The sequence below is a fragment of the Pseudomonas sp. R3-41 genome (assembly GCF_054161485.1).
In genome coordinates, this window is sequence record NZ_CP096421.1 from 5,544,315 (window position 1) to 5,560,455 (window position 16,141).

At 60.8% G+C, this 16,141-nt stretch carries 20 protein-coding genes; 1 reads left to right on the plus strand and 19 read right to left on the minus strand.

Annotated features, from left to right (window positions below):
- Positions 1-155: 155 nt before the first annotated feature.
- The 19 genes from M1D99_RS23935 to M1D99_RS24025 form a co-directional block, all read right to left on the minus strand.
- The gene (locus M1D99_RS23935) at positions 156-1,172 is read right to left on the minus strand and encodes a phage late control D family protein (RefSeq protein WP_458130867.1); all 1,017 of its coding nucleotides are present in this window, start codon (positions 1,170-1,172) and stop codon (positions 156-158) included.
- A 9-nt stretch (positions 1,173-1,181) separates the two neighbouring features.
- Positions 1,182-1,394, minus strand: coding sequence for a tail protein X (locus tag M1D99_RS23940; protein ID WP_186728883.1), 213 nt, complete (start codon positions 1,392-1,394; stop codon positions 1,182-1,184).
- Positions 1,387-1,770 carry a phage tail protein gene (locus tag M1D99_RS23945; RefSeq protein WP_186705531.1) on the minus strand — a complete coding sequence of 128 codons (384 nt, stop codon included), beginning with the start codon at positions 1,768-1,770 and terminating at the stop codon, positions 1,387-1,389. Before M1D99_RS23945 ends, M1D99_RS23940 begins: the two co-directional genes overlap by 8 nt.
- Complete coding sequence (locus tag M1D99_RS23950; RefSeq protein WP_458130868.1) at positions 1,770-3,947, minus strand: phage tail tape measure protein; 2,178 nt, start codon at positions 3,945-3,947, stop codon at positions 1,770-1,772. Before M1D99_RS23950 ends, M1D99_RS23945 begins: the two co-directional genes overlap by 1 nt.
- Positions 3,948-4,075: 128 nt before the next feature.
- On the minus strand, positions 4,076-4,651 hold the full coding sequence (locus M1D99_RS23955) for a phage tail assembly protein (RefSeq protein WP_434572045.1): 576 nt from the start codon (positions 4,649-4,651) through the stop codon (positions 4,076-4,078).
- Positions 4,652-4,807: 156 nt separating this feature from the next.
- The gene (locus tag M1D99_RS23960; protein WP_186705528.1) at positions 4,808-5,314 is read right to left on the minus strand and encodes a phage major tail tube protein; all 507 of its coding nucleotides are present in this window, start codon (positions 5,312-5,314) and stop codon (positions 4,808-4,810) included.
- Positions 5,314-6,480, minus strand: coding sequence for a phage tail sheath protein (locus M1D99_RS23965; protein WP_434572049.1), 1,167 nt, complete (start codon positions 6,478-6,480; stop codon positions 5,314-5,316). Before M1D99_RS23965 ends, M1D99_RS23960 begins: the two co-directional genes overlap by 1 nt.
- 2 nt (positions 6,481-6,482) lie before the next feature.
- Positions 6,483-6,692 (minus strand): hypothetical protein, encoded by a 210-nt coding sequence (locus M1D99_RS23970; protein ID WP_434572051.1) that lies wholly within the window; start codon positions 6,690-6,692, stop codon positions 6,483-6,485.
- 98 nt (positions 6,693-6,790) lie between these two features.
- A complete protein-coding gene (locus M1D99_RS23975; protein ID WP_250965894.1) occupies positions 6,791-7,201 on the minus strand; it encodes a phage tail assembly chaperone in 411 nt (136 codons plus the stop codon).
- Complete coding sequence (locus M1D99_RS23980; RefSeq protein ID WP_434572054.1) at positions 7,195-9,702, minus strand: phage tail protein; 2,508 nt, start codon at positions 9,700-9,702, stop codon at positions 7,195-7,197. Before M1D99_RS23980 ends, M1D99_RS23975 begins: the two co-directional genes overlap by 7 nt.
- Positions 9,703-10,338: a phage tail protein I gene (locus M1D99_RS23985; protein ID WP_458130869.1), complete on the minus strand. Its 636-nt coding sequence runs from the start codon at positions 10,336-10,338 to the stop codon at positions 9,703-9,705.
- A complete protein-coding gene (locus M1D99_RS23990) occupies positions 10,335-11,330 on the minus strand; it encodes a baseplate J/gp47 family protein (RefSeq protein ID WP_458130870.1) in 996 nt (331 codons plus the stop codon). The genes M1D99_RS23985 and M1D99_RS23990 overlap by 4 nt, the downstream gene beginning before the upstream one ends.
- Positions 11,327-11,659, minus strand: a complete 333-nt coding sequence (locus M1D99_RS23995; protein WP_458130871.1) for a phage baseplate protein — start codon at positions 11,657-11,659, stop codon at positions 11,327-11,329. Before M1D99_RS23995 ends, M1D99_RS23990 begins: the two co-directional genes overlap by 4 nt.
- An 11-nt stretch (positions 11,660-11,670) precedes the next feature.
- Positions 11,671-12,282 carry a phage baseplate assembly protein V gene (locus M1D99_RS24000; protein WP_458130872.1) on the minus strand — a complete coding sequence of 204 codons (612 nt, stop codon included), beginning with the start codon at positions 12,280-12,282 and terminating at the stop codon, positions 11,671-11,673.
- Between the two features lie 3 nt (positions 12,283-12,285).
- Positions 12,286-12,798, minus strand: a complete 513-nt coding sequence (locus M1D99_RS24005; RefSeq protein ID WP_458130873.1) for a hypothetical protein — start codon at positions 12,796-12,798, stop codon at positions 12,286-12,288.
- 36 nt (positions 12,799-12,834) lie between these two features.
- Positions 12,835-13,185 carry a phage holin family protein gene (locus M1D99_RS24010; RefSeq protein WP_123342521.1) on the minus strand — a complete coding sequence of 117 codons (351 nt, stop codon included), beginning with the start codon at positions 13,183-13,185 and terminating at the stop codon, positions 12,835-12,837.
- Between the two features lie 129 nt (positions 13,186-13,314).
- Positions 13,315-13,743, minus strand: coding sequence for a hypothetical protein (locus tag M1D99_RS24015; protein WP_411386618.1), 429 nt, complete (start codon positions 13,741-13,743; stop codon positions 13,315-13,317).
- 13 nt (positions 13,744-13,756) lie between these two features.
- Positions 13,757-13,942, minus strand: coding sequence for a hypothetical protein (locus tag M1D99_RS24020; RefSeq protein WP_458130874.1), 186 nt, complete (start codon positions 13,940-13,942; stop codon positions 13,757-13,759).
- 334 nt (positions 13,943-14,276) lie between these two features.
- A complete protein-coding gene (locus M1D99_RS24025) occupies positions 14,277-15,011 on the minus strand; it encodes a LexA family transcriptional regulator (RefSeq protein ID WP_028237204.1) in 735 nt (244 codons plus the stop codon).
- A 544-nt stretch (positions 15,012-15,555) separates the two neighbouring features.
- Between M1D99_RS24025 and M1D99_RS24030 the strand changes: the two genes are divergently transcribed.
- Complete coding sequence (locus tag M1D99_RS24030; RefSeq protein WP_186705517.1) at positions 15,556-15,909, plus strand: DUF6124 family protein; 354 nt, start codon at positions 15,556-15,558, stop codon at positions 15,907-15,909.
- The last annotated feature ends 232 nt before the right edge of the window (positions 15,910-16,141 follow it).

Here is a 16,141-nt window from a genome sequence, read left to right on the forward strand (position 1 = left end):
TCCCACAGGTTTGCTCGGCGTTGCACATACCCATGCGCCCATCCGAGTCCTTCTGTGGGAGCGGGCTTGCTCGCGAAAGCGGCGCGTCAGGCAACATTGATGCTGGATGTTCTGGCGTCTTTGCGAGCAAGCTCGCTCCCACAGCGTGGGTAGGGTCAGGCCTTGGCGTCCAGGCAGGTTGCGTCGATGCTGCAGCGGTAGCTTTTTTCCCGGCTGCCGCTGGCCGTGACCTTGTCGATCGACCAGCGACCGCGCATGAAATCCGGCCAGGACGGGTCCAGCAGTACGATGCCCTCGGCGCACAGCCCCGGGTTACCAGGGCATTCGATCGTCACCTTGAGGGCTTCGCGCAACATACGGCGCACCTCGCCTTCACCGGCGGCGCGGGCTTCTTCTGCACTCTGGAAGCGCTGGCGCAAGGTCTTGAACGGCGCGATGCCGCTCTCCTCGACCCGCAGCTTGCCCGCCGCCGCATCCCACCAACTGGTCTTGCAGCCGTCGTACTTCGCCCGCGCGGTTTCATCCAGCTTGGCCGAAATGAAAGCGTGGTCGCCCGGGCGATTGTTGGTCGTCACCGACAACTTCATCTCGGGCAGGACCTTGCCCGACAACGACTTCGCCTGGCCGCGCCGGGCCAGCACATACAGCTCGTTGACTGGTTTGGCGACGGCGTCATAACGATGGGCCAGCCGCGTGAGGAATCCCATGTCGGTTTCGTTGGACTGGTCAATGTGCTCGATTTTTATCAGCGACAGGTCCGGCGCCACACGGGGCGAAAACCCGTGCCTGGAAGTCAGCTGGCGAAACAGCGCCCCCAGGGTCGTCGGACCATGGCTGACGGATCGGCGCTGCTTGAACCCAGTCTGGTCCGCCGCGCTGAACGGCGCCGCCATGGCCACTAGCACCAGTTGCAGCGGAAACAGGAACGGCGTGCGCCGAGTGATGACGAACTCGCCTTTGTCCACCAGGCCCGATTCCAGGTAACCGACCCGCAGGCCGATTTTCCCACCCAGGCTGGGCAACCCTTCCAGACCGTCCAGGCTGATGGTGAGCGTCAGCTGATCGGACTCGATGCCCGCCGCGTCGACATGCTCCCACTTGAGCAGGCGTTCGTTGAGCAGCGCGGCGTTCGCGCCATAAATCTCCACCGCAGGCGTAAAACCCAATGCCATGTCGCCTCCTTAATCCCAGGCCGAAACCGGTGGGGTTGCCACGGGCTTGAGGTCCACTTCCGGCAAGACCACCCACACACCCGCCGGCAATACCGGGCCCCATTCAGCCAATCCGGGATTGAGACGCCAGAGCGCCTCCTCGACGAGGTCGTCGCAACGTTCCAGCTCCCGATAGAGCAAGAGATTCACCGAATCACCGGCGATACTTCGAACCCTACGCATTGGCGAACTCCTTCAAATCAACCACCCAGCCCACCACCATCGCCGTGCCGTCATCAATGATTGCGGTCTGGGTTTCCGTGACATTGTTGATCTGCCACAGGCCCCAGTTGCGGCCGATGCCATCGACCAACGGCAGTGGGACGCGCTGCGCCTGCAACGCGCGCAACTCATCGAGGCGATCCATGGCGGTGGCGTACATCGATTTGCCGGTAATCGTCAGCCCTTGCAGGCCTTGGCCGATCTGGCTGGACTTGGGCTTGCTGGTGAGGATGTCGATGTTTTTCCAGCCGCCATCCGAGGTGTGTACCAACTGGTGGTACGCAAAATTTCTCGACAGACCAAAGATGAAACTGCCGAGGGCCATTTGTTGACGCATCACGTACCTCCGTCGGTCAGGGCCGCATCACTGCGCATGGCCAGTGAGTTGGGCATGGATGTCAGGCCAAATTGGCCGCTGATCTGTTGCACCACCAAGTTCGCCAACTGGCTCGCACTGGCCTGGTCCTGGCCGTTGATGTAGATGTTGGCGGTCATGGTGTTTTGCTGGGTGGTTGCCTGGGTGCTAGCCAGGTCTTTGCTGACCTGCTCTGGCGCGGCGAGCCTGTCGACCGGGGCGACGAGTTTTTCCCCCAGAGACGCGCCGGCATCGCTCCCCAGCCAGCCGCCCAGCAGTCCGCCAAGCACGCCACCAATGGCAGTGCCGAGCACCGGCACGACACTCCCCAACGCAGCACCGGCCGCAGCCCCCGCAGCAGCGCCGGCCCAGCCGCCACCTGCGGCGCCCAGGCCTGCGCCCATCATTCGTTTGTCGCCGGTCAGCACTCCCTCGGCCACATCAGCGACGGCACCAACGACTTTTAATGGGCCTGGCGCCCTGCGAGTCATCGAGCGTAACGAGGCGGTTGGCGCGAGTGAAAAACGCCCTGCGCCTCCCAGTGAGCCTCGTGTACTGACGCGTATTTTCGACCCTTTCGGGGATTCGGGACGCTGGTTGGCATTGCTTGTATCCAGCTTGCCCACCCGAGGATTTCTGAAATCTTCGGAGATCGCTTCACCCAATCGACCGGGAAGGTGCGGAGCGGCCCTCCCCAACACCCGCTTGGCCACCTGACTGGAGATCTCATCTCCTACCGCCTTGAGCAACGCGCCCACCAGCGGTTTGATCGCCGCGCCGATCAACACGATGGCCGCGGCGGCTTTGGGTGAGGACTCTGCCAATTCACTCATGCCATCGGCGAGCGAACCCAGCCCCTGAAATGAGCTACCCGCCGAAGGCATCAGCGCGTTTCCCGTGGCCAACGACAAACGCTCGTTACGGGCGTTGAGGATATTCAGTTGGCCTTGATGGGTTTTCGACAGCGCCAATGCATCCTGCCGCACCGAACCGTCGTTGCCCAATTGTGAAGTGGCGTATTGGCCTGGGTCTTTCACCTGCAAGAAAGCTGCGTTCACATCGGACAGCTTCTGCGCCATGCGCAGCACGGCTTCATCGCCATTGCTGAATAACGTCGTGGCAAGGGCCGAGCGCCTTTCGGCCGGTTGCGCGTTCAAGGCCGCCAGCACTGTCATCACCGTGCCAGGCGCTGTCTCCTTGTCACGCAAGCCGCTCGCCACCGCCGTGGGTTCCAGGCCCAACTGTTTCCAGGCCTTTTGCTCGGTGGCGGAGACTTGGCCACCCTTGCCCAGGGCCGTCGCGAAGCTATCCAGCGCCACGCCGGCTTCAGCTTGTTTGGTACCGGTATTGAGCAATGCCGCCGTCACCGCTGCGGCTTGCGCAGGGGCCAGGCCTACCGTCGTCGCAGCCGCACCGTCACGCTGCAAGACCGCGCCGATTTCAGCCGGTTTCGCACCATCGGGTAGCTTGCCCAACTGGTTGGTTGCATCCGCCAAGTCAAAGGCTTGAGCGCCGCTGAGCTTCATGGAGATGCGCCAGTCGGCGAGCATCTCGGCAACCTCCATGGCCGGCCTCTTGGTCGCCGTCGCGATGACGGCAGCATCCGAGGCGAAACGCGACAGCTCCGACGGTCGGTCCGAGGCCTTGGGCAAATCGTTGCCGATGCCTTTGCTGGCCGCCAGGCTTTGCATTCTCACCACTTCAACCGCCGTGGTGCCCCCGGCCGCCACCAACTGAGCGGTGGCGACATGCCGGGTTGACTCAGTCGTCTGTTCGATCTGGCGCGGGGTAAATCCGGTGACCTGCTTCAGATCGGCCATGGCCGAATCCATCGCTATCGCAGGTTTGAGCAGCGCCGGTGGTTCGATACCGCCACTGGACTTGCCCTTTTGCTCATTGGCCGACTCGCCCTTGGCGCCGCCGCCCATTGTTTGGGAGAACAATCGTTGCGCCGAAAGCTTCACGGTCAGCGATTCGATCGCCGTGGTCAGCAGTCCGAGCTTGAGACCGAGTGTCTCCAATGCCAGATCGAGGCTCGCCAGTTGATCCCTGGCGAACGCGCCTTGTGCCGACACGCCACTGGTGAGGCTGGCATTACCGAACGCCAACCCAGGCTCATTGAAGGTTGCGTATTTGAGCGAATATCTATCGTCCGCCATCCCGCTCTACTCCTGTTTCACGCCAAGGCGAGTGATCGCGATGTCGTAGCGGCGCAAGGCCTTGCCGGCGTCCCACTCCAGGATTTCCGCCTCACTTACCGAGTAAATGAGCGGCACCACATCGAGGATCACTTCGATGTCGCGCTCCGAAAGAAGTCCGCCGGTTTGTTTAAAAAATCGTCGATGCGTACCTGAAGTTGTGTCCAGTCGGGCACAGTCAGGTGATCGAGGTCGGGGATCATCAGGCCAGTGCAATGGGCGGTGATGAACTCGGCGCGTTCCTTGGCCGTCTTCAGTTTTTTCATGGCCTTGGTGGCACGCAGCACCGGCATTTCCAGGGTCAACGAGGTCAGGCTGCGGCCCGCGATGTCGAGCGGTTGCAGCAGCTGCACCTGATCGGGATCGACCGCTGCGCTGTCCACCGATTCCAGGAAGTGCGACGCCGGGCGGGTGGACATTTCGTGCACGTACTGGGCAATGCTCACGTAGTCCGGGCGCTTGAGCTGGTCGAGTTCCTTGACCGACAGGCCGGTGGCCAGTTTGGCCAGTTCGAAGAACTGATCGTCTTCGTCATCGCCAGCGCGGGCCAGGGCCTCTTTTTGCGCGGCGTAGTACAGAGGCTTGAGTGGGAGCTGCTCGATCTGCGAGCCATCGTCACCGGTGATCGGCGACAGCAGCTCATGGTTAGGAGGCATCCAGGACATGAAATCAGTTCCTTGGTGAAGCAGCGTGGACGAGCCACCTGTGGGAGCGGGCTTGCTCGCGAAAGCGGTGTGTCAGTCAACATTGCTGTTGAAGCTGATGGCCTCTTCGCGAGCAAGCCCGCTCCCACAGGGACTGTGTCTAGCCAGCTGGTTTGTTTAAGGCAGCAACACCGCACGGCGCGCATCGCCAAGAATGTCGACGCCGTTGAGCACGAACTTCTGGGTGCGCACGTCGATGTCGATCACCGGCACGCCATTTTCCAGACGGTTGTAAGTGCGGCAGGACAGCTCAAGATTGGTCTTGGGCTTCTCATTCATTTTCAGCGGGGTTTCCTCGAGGGATTTCAACTTGCCGCCCACCGTGTGATAGGTGAACCAGGTGTTGCCGTCCTGGTCCTGGCCGGCTTCACGCACGTTGAGCAGAATGTCCTCGCCCACCGTCACGCCCAACGCCAGCATGACTTCCGGACCGAGGCCTTGCAGGGTCAGCTTGGCCGTCAGCACCTTGCCGCCCTTGGCCATTTCCTCGCCAATGAAACGGCCGCCACGCATCTCTTCCATGTCGAATTCGATTTTCGGCGGGGTGAAATCTTCCACGGTCGCCGACAACGGCAGGCCTTGCAGGGTGGCCGCGATGGCCTGTCTTACGCGGTTGGTAAACATTAGAGAACGTCCTCCAGGAACTGCTCGATGATTTCATCGCGGGCATTGAGTTGATAAATCATGTGTTCGTTCGGTGCGTAGCGGCCGTAGTCGATGACCACGTACCAGGTGCCGTTCTTGTACTTCTCGACGCTGTTCAATTCCGGGTGCAGGTACACGCTGCCACCAGGGATGGTTTCGTCGGCCACCAGGGTTTGCAGCCAGTCGTTGATGCGCTTGACCTCCTGGTCCATGAACGATTTGGTCAGGTTCTTGGCCATGGCTTTCTGGCCGGCCTTCACCAGCTTGCGGCTGATGGCATCTTCCAGGCCGACGTAGCTGATGAACTTGCCGGTGATGGAGCGGTTGCCCAGCAGCGAGAAGCCGCCGAGGATGGTCCGGGCGTAGTAGCTGACACCGTAGCGGTTGAGCAGATCGCCTTCGGTGGAGGTGTCGAGGATGTTGTATTCGACGGTGCGCGAAACGTCCTCGGCGAAGGTCTCCTGGTTGCCCGGGCTCTCCCACTGCTTGACCTTGGCAAGCGCGGCGACGGCCAGGCTCGACGGGGCCAGGAAGACGTTTTTCTTCGCGGCCTTGGAGTACACCGCCGGCATGTTATGCACCACCAGGCAACGGTCGAAACCAAGGTCGGCGCCGCCCAGCTCCTGGCTGTAGGTCACTTGGTCGGCGACCGCGGCGTCCTTGCCATCGAGCACCACACGAGCCTTGATGCGCTTGCCAAACGAAGCGAATTCGCTGGCCACGGCCTTGGTGCCGGTGAAGCCCGGCGCGCCGATAATCGTCAGGTCTTCCGCGACGCCACTCAACGCGGCCAGGCCCAACTTGCGCCCGGTCTGCGCCTCGATGCCGCCGATCACGTTGTTCTGCGTGTCGGCCAGGGTCGCGCCCTCTTCGACGATGACCACATAGACCGGCACCTTGACCACTTTGAGGATCTGGTAGACCGCCTGGAACAACGTACCCGCCTCGGCACCGGTCGGGTCCAACTGGGCCTGGGTGGTGAAGCTGTTGATACGGAACGGGGTGTTTTTCGGAATCAGCGGGTTGGCATTCGGCGCGGTGCCGACCAGACCGATGACGTTGTCACCCAGGCCACCCATGGCCTCGGGAGATTCGGTGGCATTGACGGTAATGCCGTTGTGCTCGAAGTTCAAAACCTCAGCCATGGTTATTCAGCCTTTTTGGTGGTGGCCTTTTTGGCCGGGTTGGATGCAGAAGCCGGTTCGACGGCTTCGGTTTTTTTCAATGCCAGGCGACCGGCGCTGCGCAAAGCGTTGGCCTCGACGTCGAGCAGATCGAGTTCCTGGCCGACGGTCGACCAGTGCCCGCCTCCGGTGGGGAATGGGAGGAGCACGGTGTAGGTTTGGCGTAGTGCCATTTGGGTTTCTCCGGATATGAAAAAAGCCCCTGGGGAAGGGGCTGTTGGGTGTTGTTGAAATTTGACGGTCAAAAAAATGCCCCGTGGTGCGGGGCGACTTATTGGGTTTGACTGACGAACCAGGGCAGCACGACGGGGCGGTATTGGCTGTCGGGGAAACTTGGTGACTGCGGCCAGTCCCGGAGGGCCTGCCGGTAGATAAGCAATTCGGAAAACTGAGCGTCCGTCAGGGTAGTCTCCTGTTTCAAGTCCTGTTCATCTCGATGACGTATCACGAGCCACTCGCTGGCGTGAATCTGCGCGTCGCGCCAGGCTCGCTCGCTGGCGGCCAGGGAATCGCCCTCCCTCACCGGCTCGACAAATGCCTCCCCGTCGTACCGCCAGCCGTGCCTGACTTCTCCGCCGCATGGCTTCCACATCAAATCCGGGTGGAAACGTCCTGCGGGATCGACCTCCGTCACCTCATGCACAACGCTGTCTTGTATCAATGCCCACATGTTGATCACCATCTGATAACTACTTGACCGGGCGACCCATTGCCGCCGTTGCCGTTTTCATTGCCGCCGCCCCCGCCGCTGCCGGCAAGCGTACTGGACGAACCGCCTTGCTCAACTGAACCTGCTCCTGCCCCATAACCTCGGCCGCCCGCGCCATGTCCGCCGCCGTATATGGATCCAGAAGAAGCCAGGCCATTGTCGTGGCGAGTTGCATGTCCACCTGAGCCCAAAGTGGTATTGATATCTCCTCCTGAGCCAAGGCCCGCTCTGCCGCCGTACCACTTCGACGCACCAGCGCCGCCCGTTGCACTCATGAAACTGCCGAAAGATGATGCATTGCCAGGCGCTCCGTCGCCATCACTTCCGGCCCAGCCAGCCCCACCAGCGCCGACAGTAACCGTGACAGAGGAAACGCCGGTCAGGTCTACCAACCCTTCGGAAATCCCGCCGCCACCTCCGCCGCCTCCGCCGTGGGAGAAGCGCCCGCCACCGCCACCACCGCCGAATACCGTCACCCAGACCTTCCTGACGCCAGCTGGCACTGCCCAGGTAAACACCCCGGCGGCCTTATAAGTCTGAGTTGCCTTGAAAGGACCGTGTCGACTGGTTGTAATTTCCTCCCAGTCTTTCCACTGCCCATCCTCACGACGCGCGCGGACCGCCATGCCAACCTCATCCCCCGACATTCCCCCGATCAGCGTTTGTGTCAGACGCTCGCCGGCATTGGACAGGCCGGAAACCCTGAGGCCGTAACGTCGAGTAGGGCTCCAGCCGGGCGGGATGTTGAGCTGGCCTGACGTGGCTGTCAGGTAATCACCCGGTATCGTGTAGTCATTCAAATCCAGCGCGGTACCAACGATTGCGCGGCCCACTCCAAACGCCCCTGGAGCAAGCATTGCGCCCGGGGTCAGATCGAGCGGGTTAGCTTGTTTAGGAGTGTTGTTGCTGCTCCAGATCTGCGCCCAAGGAGTCCAGACACCATTAGCAGTACGCGTACGTATACAAGTAATCGGTAGGATGGCATTCACCAACGAATCCCAAACCTGCGTAGCCATGTTGCTACTGCCCCGCTCCATGTGGAACACAGTGCCCTGGGGAATCTGCCCCGTGCCCTGCTGTGGGGGATATTCCGGCTTCGTTCCCGTGGTCGAAGCGCTGACTAGAAACACACCGTTTTCCACAAGGCTATCGATACTCCCGGTGTAACTGTAGGCAGAGCCCCCCAGGCCATAACGAGCCATGACGGCCCGAACCCCTCCATTGAATGCAGCAGACAACGCATCCGGCACCGATCCGTTCTCCGCGTACCAAGTGATGCCCGCGCCGGTCGACAAGGTGATGCTGTCCATTGTCTTCAACACCAACTGATTAGCAGCAATACCCGCCACATAATCCGTACCTTGCAAGACGATGGTTGCAGCACCGGTCGAAACGTTTAGCAGGTTTATAGTGCCGCCATTGAACCCCGTGCTTGCCTTGGGCAAGGTGATGTTCACTGGGTTGGCCGAATTGATGATGAACGACTTGCCGAACGCATCCGCGGTCAGAACGGTACTCGCGTCCAACCCACCAACGCTTGAATGGTTGCCGAGCGCACGCTGCACAAACGCAGTCGTCGCGAGTTGCTGATTGTTGTTGCTGACCGGAGCAGTCGGGGCCGTCGGGACGCCCAGCAGCACGGGTGAATTGAGCGGCGCAAACCCTTGCGTGATGTTCTGGAACGTCAACGCCGTAGCGCCCAGTACAATCACTCCATCGGTAATCAACTGCCAGATCGTATTGCCAAGCGTCGTCCCCTCCTCCACCGAGACAATCAACCCCGAAGTCACCTCGACACTCGCATCGGCATCCTTCGCCCGAACCCAAGCGCCGTTCGCGGCAACGTAGATACCGTTGTCTTTCGCCAAAGTCTGTGACTTGACCAAGACCCGATTCCCGGCGATCACCGCCACACCATCGATCGCCTGCGCGCCGCTCAAGACAATGTTGGCCGTCGTTGCCACCCGCACCGACTGCTTCCTGTCGAGCTTGGCGAGTTCATCAGCGACGTAACCTGCAACCCAAGCCCGCGTCGCCTTGACCACCGTATCGTCAATCAGCAACGTCACCAGCTCGGCATTGCTGGTCTCGAAAATCGATCGGATATAAAACTCTTTCCCCGAACCGGACGTCGCCAACACCGGTTTGAACGACTCCGGATATTTGACGATCGCGTAAAGAATCCCGGTATCGGTCCAGATCCCGGCCTCACGCACATACCAGCCGCCGACGTCGGACGGGATGGTGACTTCGGCCAGCAGCCAGCTCGGATTGTTTTCATCCTGGAACAGCGCATTGAGCGGCCCGCGCCAGACTTCGCGCTTGAGCGCCGTCGCCGTTGCGGCCGGGTTGTATTCGGCGCCGCCACCGTCACCGACGGAAATCTGCGACAGTTTGATCGGTGTGCCCGCCGCCTTGCAGGCGGTTTCGTAGGCGATCCCCGCATCGGTGAGCAGGGTGTAGTAGTCGGCCATTTAGGACCCCTGTGGATAAATAGTGGAGGTTTCGACGGTGTAGAGCCCGGCGGCCATGAAGGCCTGGCCCGAGGCTTCGAGGCCTTCGATGACGATCGGATAAACCGTGGTCAGCTCGCCGCACAGCGTCGCGGCGCCGATGACGTGACGGCCGAATGCGCTCAAGCCGACAGACACCTTCAAGGTGTCACGCTCGCTCTTGGCATCGGCCAGGCGGCGGTCGAGACGGGCGTCGATGGCTTCGCTGTAGGGCTGCTCGGTAAACGCCCTGACGGAAAAACTGTAGGGCGGGCCCGGTGGCGTTTGCTCATACCAGGCGCGCACTTCAGGCATCAGCTGCAACCCCTTGGCCGCATTTTCCAGCGCCTTTCGCGTCCCGGCCTGCCGAGCGGTGGGCCAGGCGAGTTCAACGGTCAAGCGCTTCTCAGCTTCGGGCGCCTCGGAACTCCATTCACTGACACCGCGGTCGGCTCCTAGATAAGGCAAGAACGCCAAAGGCGTGGCCGCCGGATTCATCAGTTCGGGAAACGGCGGATCGACGCGTTCCAGCAGCCGGGCATACCCGAGATCCAGCGCCCGCTCCAGCGGCGAGCTGTTGACCGGCAGCAGGCTCGGTCGAGAAGTGTCGTCACTCATAACGTATCCACCTCGACCTCGACGCCCGTGCAGTACGGCGCCTGGAAAGCCGTCGTCACAATCGGCGCAAGCGGTTCGAGAATCTGCAGTTGAACCGCGCCAGCGCTGTGCAGGGTGTAGTCGATCCAGCTGGGGTCCACCCGACCTTCCAGGCGATGACACGCCTCGGCATAGTCCAGCAGTTGCTGCTGTGCGGCAGCCTGGGTCAGGCCCGAGTCAGGCCCGGGATTGATCTTCGCCACGACGCGGATTTTGTAAGGTTTGATTTGCGCGGCCTGCACGATGACCAAGTCCGTCTCGGGCCGTACATCCGGTCGGGCGAAGTGCTCGCGGACGCCGTCGAGCAACGCTTCGGACGGCGTTCCATTGCCGTCGCGGGACAGCACCGTGACCGTGACTTCGCCGGGCGCGGTACGGCGTCCGTTACCGTCCTTGATCTGGGCTGCGTAGCTGTCCGGGTCGAAGGTGTAGGTGACCGTCACCACACCCGCCGAGGCGTTCTCGACTTTTACGACGGGACGCTGCCCCAGGGTAAAAATCTCCCGCCGATACTGCATGCGCGAGCCAGCCGCCGGGGCGTGGGGTGCCAGGTAGTAGCGCAACCGTGCATCGTCATCGCTCTCGTAGACCGGGGGGACGGGCGGGAACGCCGCCGGGTCGCCCGGGTCGAGCAATTGGCGTTCGAGCCCCATGTCCGCGAGGCGAGCGTCGAGGTTGGTGCCGGTGGCCCACCACGCCAACATCTGCTTGATGCGGGCGTTGTATTTGCGTTCGTGGGTTTGCAGCCGGACACAGAACGCCTCGAGGGCCAGGGTCAGCAGTTCGCTTTCGTTCTCGAGGCTGTCCACCAACTTGGCGGCGCTGGTGGGCGAGCGTGCAGCGACGTACTCGACCACGAAGGTCTTGAACTCGGCGAGCAAATCCTCGAACGCTTCGACGGTGACGATGGCCGGTTCGGCCAGTTGGTTCTGGCCGGGTATCAACATGCTCATGTCATCACCTCGAATGTCTGCTTGCGGTTTTTCCAGGTGCCGGCGAAACGCAGCAGCAATCCGGCACCGTGCCGGCTGGCGACGATGACCTGGGGCTCGAAATCATCGATGCCGTTGTGGGAGTTGTAGAACGCTTGGGCCGCATGGCTCTGGGCGAGGATCAACAGGTCGTCGCCGAGGTTCTGCCCCAGCAACTGGGTGAGTGCGCAGCCATACAACGGGCGCTTCTGGCGGGTGCCCAACGGCGTGGTCAAGGCACGGGTGGCGCGCTGCACGAACTGCAGCCAGTCGTCGACCGTGGCGCCGGTATTTCGATCGATTCCAATCATGAGGAAATCTCTTATGCGGTACTGATGACGCGTCCCTGGTGATCCACCACCGGGCCGCTCAGGTGCACACCGGAGGCGTCGAGTCGAATGCCGACGGCGCCCAGTTTTAATTCGATGATTTGCGGCGTCATCACCAGGCTCGATGGGCCAATGCTCAACTGGAGCGATTCGCGGGAACCGCTGAACATCGCCGGGCCGTTCCTCCAATGCAGGACATGGCTGGCGTGGTCGTAGCCGTTTTCCGTGCCGTCTTGATAGAGGCGACGCGTCAGCGAGGCCTGGGTCGAGACGGGCGGGAACTGACCGCCATTGAGGCCAAACAACGCCACCGCCTGCCCCCCGCTCTCGCCGCCGCCATGGTTGAGTAACAGGCATTGCTCGCCCACGGAAGGAATCCGCGACTCGCTCTGGGCGCCGGCGCTCGGGTTGAAAAAGCGGATCGCCGGCGTGAGCAGTCCGCCATGGCTGACTTTGCAGGTGTTGCTGGCCGCATCGACTTCCTGGCAAACGCCAATACGGCAGAAACTCTCCGCACGTCGATGCAAGTCTTCAAGCTCGGTTTCCATCTGCGCCAGACGCTCGATGATCGGCCCCAGATGCATCCGTAACAGCGCATCAAACATGGCTCAGCCCTCGAGTGCGGTGTATTGGTCCGGGTCGTCGATGTTCGACACTTCCCAGGTGCGGGCAAACTTCGGGATGCCCAGCGGGTCATCCAACAGCGTCGGGCCGAGGTACAAGGTTTGGCTGAAGGAAAGGGTCCAGGCGGTGTACGACCTTGTCGGGTTGATGAACGTGGATGGCAGGCCATCGATCTCCGTGGGCAAGTTGCATTGATCGCCCGACAGCCCCCAGCGGTTATCCATGACCAAGTGCTTCAGCTCAGCGGCCAAATCGCAGGCCTCCCATCCCGGGACGGCCATGACCACTTGCAGGGAAACCGTCAGGACATGGGCGATACGCCCGTCGTTGGCGCGGTGGCCGGGTGCATCACGCTCGATGGCAATCAGTACCCAGGGTTGATCGTCGGTGCCATCGAACTCCTGAGGGCTGCCGACTTTCAAGGTGGGATAAGTGGCGCGCAGCGTCTGGGCAATGGCCGAGAACAACTGCGACGGTTTTTCGATAAGGGCAGGCATTGATCGCCTCCTTGTGTAGGGATCAGCACTGTCGATTCACGGCTGGTCGGGAGGAACGTCTCGCGGAGGGACTTCGCACACGCCGATCCGCTTGGCGACCCAGCGCTCGTAAAGACCGATGGCCACATCGGCACCGGCCATGGCGGTCAGGCAACCCAGGGCGCAAGCGCTCCAGATCGACATCCCGAGGGCGTACAACAGCATGGTTGCCGATACGCCGCAGACCACGCAGGCACCGGAGCGCAGAACCACGCGGCGCAGCAACGGCCAGCCACGGGCGCCCTCCTTGTCGGCGCGCCACATCTCGCCGGACACCCCGCCCACCAGGGCGAGCACGATGACCAGCCAGATCGGCATGTCCAGCAACGCTTGTTGCTCGTTTGTCATGTCTCGTTTCCTGGAGTGATTAAGATTGGGCGGGTAAGTTGTTTGAAGTTGAATGAGATGTGGGTCGGTGCAACCCACTAAGTCGCGACTAATAGCGTTCAAGCTTTTTCAGGTATTGGAGGGCTGACATTACTTTGGCGCAGCGCAGGTCGCGCCTTTGTAGGTCATGGTGTAGGTGTAGTGCCTGTCCCACGACAGCGGTAGCGCACTGGGTGCGGCCCATTCCGCGTAGTTACCCGACATCGAACCCGCGACAGCCAACTTACCCATGGCAATGGTCGCGAGGTTGTTGGCGCTCCCTGCACCCGGCATTGGCACACTCCCATTCCATTGGAGATCGTCGCCGTTCTGGAACCATGCGCCCTTCCAGCCGGCCTGCGAACTCGAGTACCAGGTATTGTCTGCTTTGAAACAGATCGTTTGGTTGGCATAAAAACCACCGCCCGGAACGTGGTAGTAAGCGAATTGCCAGGAACCGACAGGTGAGGTTTCAGCACTTGCATTAAGGGACTGGAAGGCCAGGACAGCTACGACCAGCACACTGAAAAAGTTTTTCATCAGTTACATCCTTTTAGATAGGTAAGTTTTTTAAATCACTTTTTTTTCTGGGCATCTCCTTGGCTTCACGAATGAGCGCATGGAAATGCCCTGCCTGTTTGAAGCACCTCGCGGCACAGGCATTCCAAAAAGCCCGGTTGCCCAGGCTTTTCAGTAATGCGCTTGATCTTTCGGCGCGACTGGCGCGGTACGGATCCATTCAAATTGTTCCTCCGGCCGCGGTCCCTGCCCGCCGGATAACTGCTTTTGGTGCTTTACGCTGCACACCCGGGTCAGTTGCCAACCCTCTGAACCGTTAAGGCCGGTTCATCGCTGCCTGTTGGTGGAACTAAAGAGCTTTGTTGCCAGCCGCTTTGTCGAGCGGCTTGGACACAGAATATGCATGGATGCATATACAGTCAATGCGTAAATGCATTTATTTATGTGCGACGAATGCGTAAATGCATGAAGCCCTTGTAAATGCGGGGATCGCGGGTTTCAGGAGGCGAAAAAAAACCCGCTCGGCGGCGGGTTTTTATCTGACAGCGGAGGGGTTAACGGGCGTACATGCCCCACCAGAAGACGTGACCGAGGATGACGATCTGCTCGTCCTGCATTTCCTGGAACGTGTAGTCCTCATCCGGGTGTTCATCGCGATTGAAGCTACGCAGGCGGATGCCGGTGGGCAGGCGGTAAAGCTGCTTCACCCGCAGTTGGCCGTTGTGATTGATGGCGTAGAGGTCACCGTCGACGATGTCGCCGATCCCGCATTTGCCCGCATTCACCCCGACCGTGGCGCCGTCGCGCAGCACCGGCAACATGCTGTTGCCGCGCACCGTCACGCATTTGGCCTGGTCGAACTGCACACCGTTGTGGCGCAGGCTGCGCTTGCCGAACCGCAGGCTGGAGCGCTCGCTCTCCTCGATGACGAATCTTCCTGATCCAGCAGCCAATTCAACCTCACGCAGAAAAGGGACCGACACCTCGTCTTCTTCGACGGGTGTTTCGTCGTCCCACAGGCTTATGTCCTTGAGTTCGGAATGCGGCTCGTCGCGGCGGGCATTGCCGACGGGCACAACGTCGGCGCGCCCGCGCAACTGGTCGGTGCTCACGGCAAAATATTCGGCGATCTTCGAGATGTGTTTATCCGAAGGGTCGACGATCTTGCCGCTGAGGATCCGCGAGAGGGTGGACTGAGGCACGCCGGTACGCCGGTGAAGCTCCGTGGGGGAGATCCCGTGCTGATCGAGCAATGCTCTTAATACGGTCGAAACGTTGCGTTTTTGCATAACGCGCATAGTGCTTGTTCTTTTCGCAGAAGACAAATGCTGTTTTGCATAAATAGGCAATTCCACCCAGTTGCATTCATTGTGGCGAGGGAGCTCGCTCCCGCTTGAGTGCGAAGCGCTCACAAAAAAGGGTCTGCTGCGCAGCCCAGCGGGAGCAAGCTCCCTCGCCACGGAATCGCCCTACACGCCGTTGGGAAAAGGCTCCAAAGCCGTCCTTCAAATATGCGACGCAAGGCTACGTTTTCTTGCGCCTCTGCCTACAACTACGCCAGAATCCGCCGGCTTGTGCGCCTTGGGGGCCACCGGTACTTTTGATCCTGTCACTGCCCATCAGTGATCGGGTTTAGTAGCCCGGTATTTCCAAGATGTACATCGCTCCATCCAGTCAGGTATTCCCATTCCTGCATTCGATGGTAGCTGTGCGCAGGGCGCCCTCGGGTGCGCCGGTTTCTTGGATCCCCGGTCTACTAACCTGCGTACAGCTGCCACCCATTTCGTTTAGTAGCGAATCGGTGATGGCTCCCACTTCGAGGATCCAAGCATCATGAGCAAGAACACTCCAAATCCCCCAGACGATCACGTCTCCCGCAGCCAATCGGCCAACGCCAAGAAACTCGACGACGCGGCCACCCGCGCCCTGGACTATTACCTCAAGCCGAAAACCGACAAGGAAACCGCTGACACGCCCGATACCCTTTTCATCATCGCCCCCAACGTCGACGCCGAATGCCTGCTCGCCAACCTCAGCGAAACCCTGGCCTCGGCCAATGCCATGGTCAGCGACCTGGCATTCGACCTGAAAGGCTCGCGGCGGAACATCTTGCTGGGGGTTCAACAGATGATTGAGCTGAGCCAGTTGCTCGCGAATCGGGCGTTGGATGTGGTTGAGGTGAGGTAGCACTCATGATGCAAGCCAAGACCTAAGAAAAACCCGAGTCACCACTGTGGGAGCGAGCTTGCTCGCGATGGCGGTAGTCCAGTTACAACCAAGTTGTATTGGCAGCCGTCATCGCGAGCAGGCTCGCTCCCACAATTGGATCGGAGTACAGCCGGAGGAACAGGCCGGCTTGCGGGCTCTTCAAAAGTGCTCCGCCGTCAGGGCGGAACCCTAAATAGCCGTTACCGTGGCA

Coding starts and splice junctions, on each gene's coding strand:
- M1D99_RS23935 (WP_458130867.1), bottom strand. CDS start 1,172: ATGGCATTGGGTTTTACGCCTGCGGTGGAGATTTATGGCGCGAACGCC.
- M1D99_RS23940 (WP_186728883.1), bottom strand. CDS start 1,394: ATGCGTAGGGTTCGAAGTATCGCCGGTGATTCGGTGAATCTCTTGCTC.
- M1D99_RS23945 (WP_186705531.1), bottom strand. CDS start 1,770: ATGCGTCAACAAATGGCCCTCGGCAGTTTCATCTTTGGTCTGTCGAGA.
- M1D99_RS23950 (WP_458130868.1), bottom strand. CDS start 3,947: ATGGCGGACGATAGATATTCGCTCAAATACGCAACCTTCAATGAGCCT.
- M1D99_RS23955 (WP_434572045.1), bottom strand. CDS start 4,651: ATGTCCTGGATGCCTCCTAACCATGAGCTGCTGTCGCCGATCACCGGT.
- M1D99_RS23960 (WP_186705528.1), bottom strand. CDS start 5,314: ATGTTTACCAACCGCGTAAGACAGGCCATCGCGGCCACCCTGCAAGGC.
- M1D99_RS23965 (WP_434572049.1), bottom strand. CDS start 6,480: ATGGCTGAGGTTTTGAACTTCGAGCACAACGGCATTACCGTCAATGCC.
- M1D99_RS23970 (WP_434572051.1), bottom strand. CDS start 6,692: ATGGCACTACGCCAAACCTACACCGTGCTCCTCCCATTCCCCACCGGA.
- M1D99_RS23975 (WP_250965894.1), bottom strand. CDS start 7,201: ATGGTGATCAACATGTGGGCATTGATACAAGACAGCGTTGTGCATGAG.
- M1D99_RS23980 (WP_434572054.1), bottom strand. CDS start 9,702: ATGGCCGACTACTACACCCTGCTCACCGATGCGGGGATCGCCTACGAA.
- M1D99_RS23985 (WP_458130869.1), bottom strand. CDS start 10,338: ATGAGTGACGACACTTCTCGACCGAGCCTGCTGCCGGTCAACAGCTCG.
- M1D99_RS23990 (WP_458130870.1), bottom strand. CDS start 11,330: ATGAGCATGTTGATACCCGGCCAGAACCAACTGGCCGAACCGGCCATC.
- M1D99_RS23995 (WP_458130871.1), bottom strand. CDS start 11,659: ATGATTGGAATCGATCGAAATACCGGCGCCACGGTCGACGACTGGCTG.
- M1D99_RS24000 (WP_458130872.1), bottom strand. CDS start 12,282: ATGTTTGATGCGCTGTTACGGATGCATCTGGGGCCGATCATCGAGCGT.
- M1D99_RS24005 (WP_458130873.1), bottom strand. CDS start 12,798: ATGCCTGCCCTTATCGAAAAACCGTCGCAGTTGTTCTCGGCCATTGCC.
- M1D99_RS24010 (WP_123342521.1), bottom strand. CDS start 13,185: ATGACAAACGAGCAACAAGCGTTGCTGGACATGCCGATCTGGCTGGTC.
- M1D99_RS24015 (WP_411386618.1), bottom strand. CDS start 13,743: ATGAAAAACTTTTTCAGTGTGCTGGTCGTAGCTGTCCTGGCCTTCCAG.
- M1D99_RS24020 (WP_458130874.1), bottom strand. CDS start 13,942: ATGGATCCGTACCGCGCCAGTCGCGCCGAAAGATCAAGCGCATTACTG.
- M1D99_RS24025 (WP_028237204.1), bottom strand. CDS start 15,011: ATGCAAAAACGCAACGTTTCGACCGTATTAAGAGCATTGCTCGATCAG.
- M1D99_RS24030 (WP_186705517.1), top strand. CDS start 15,556: ATGAGCAAGAACACTCCAAATCCCCCAGACGATCACGTCTCCCGCAGC.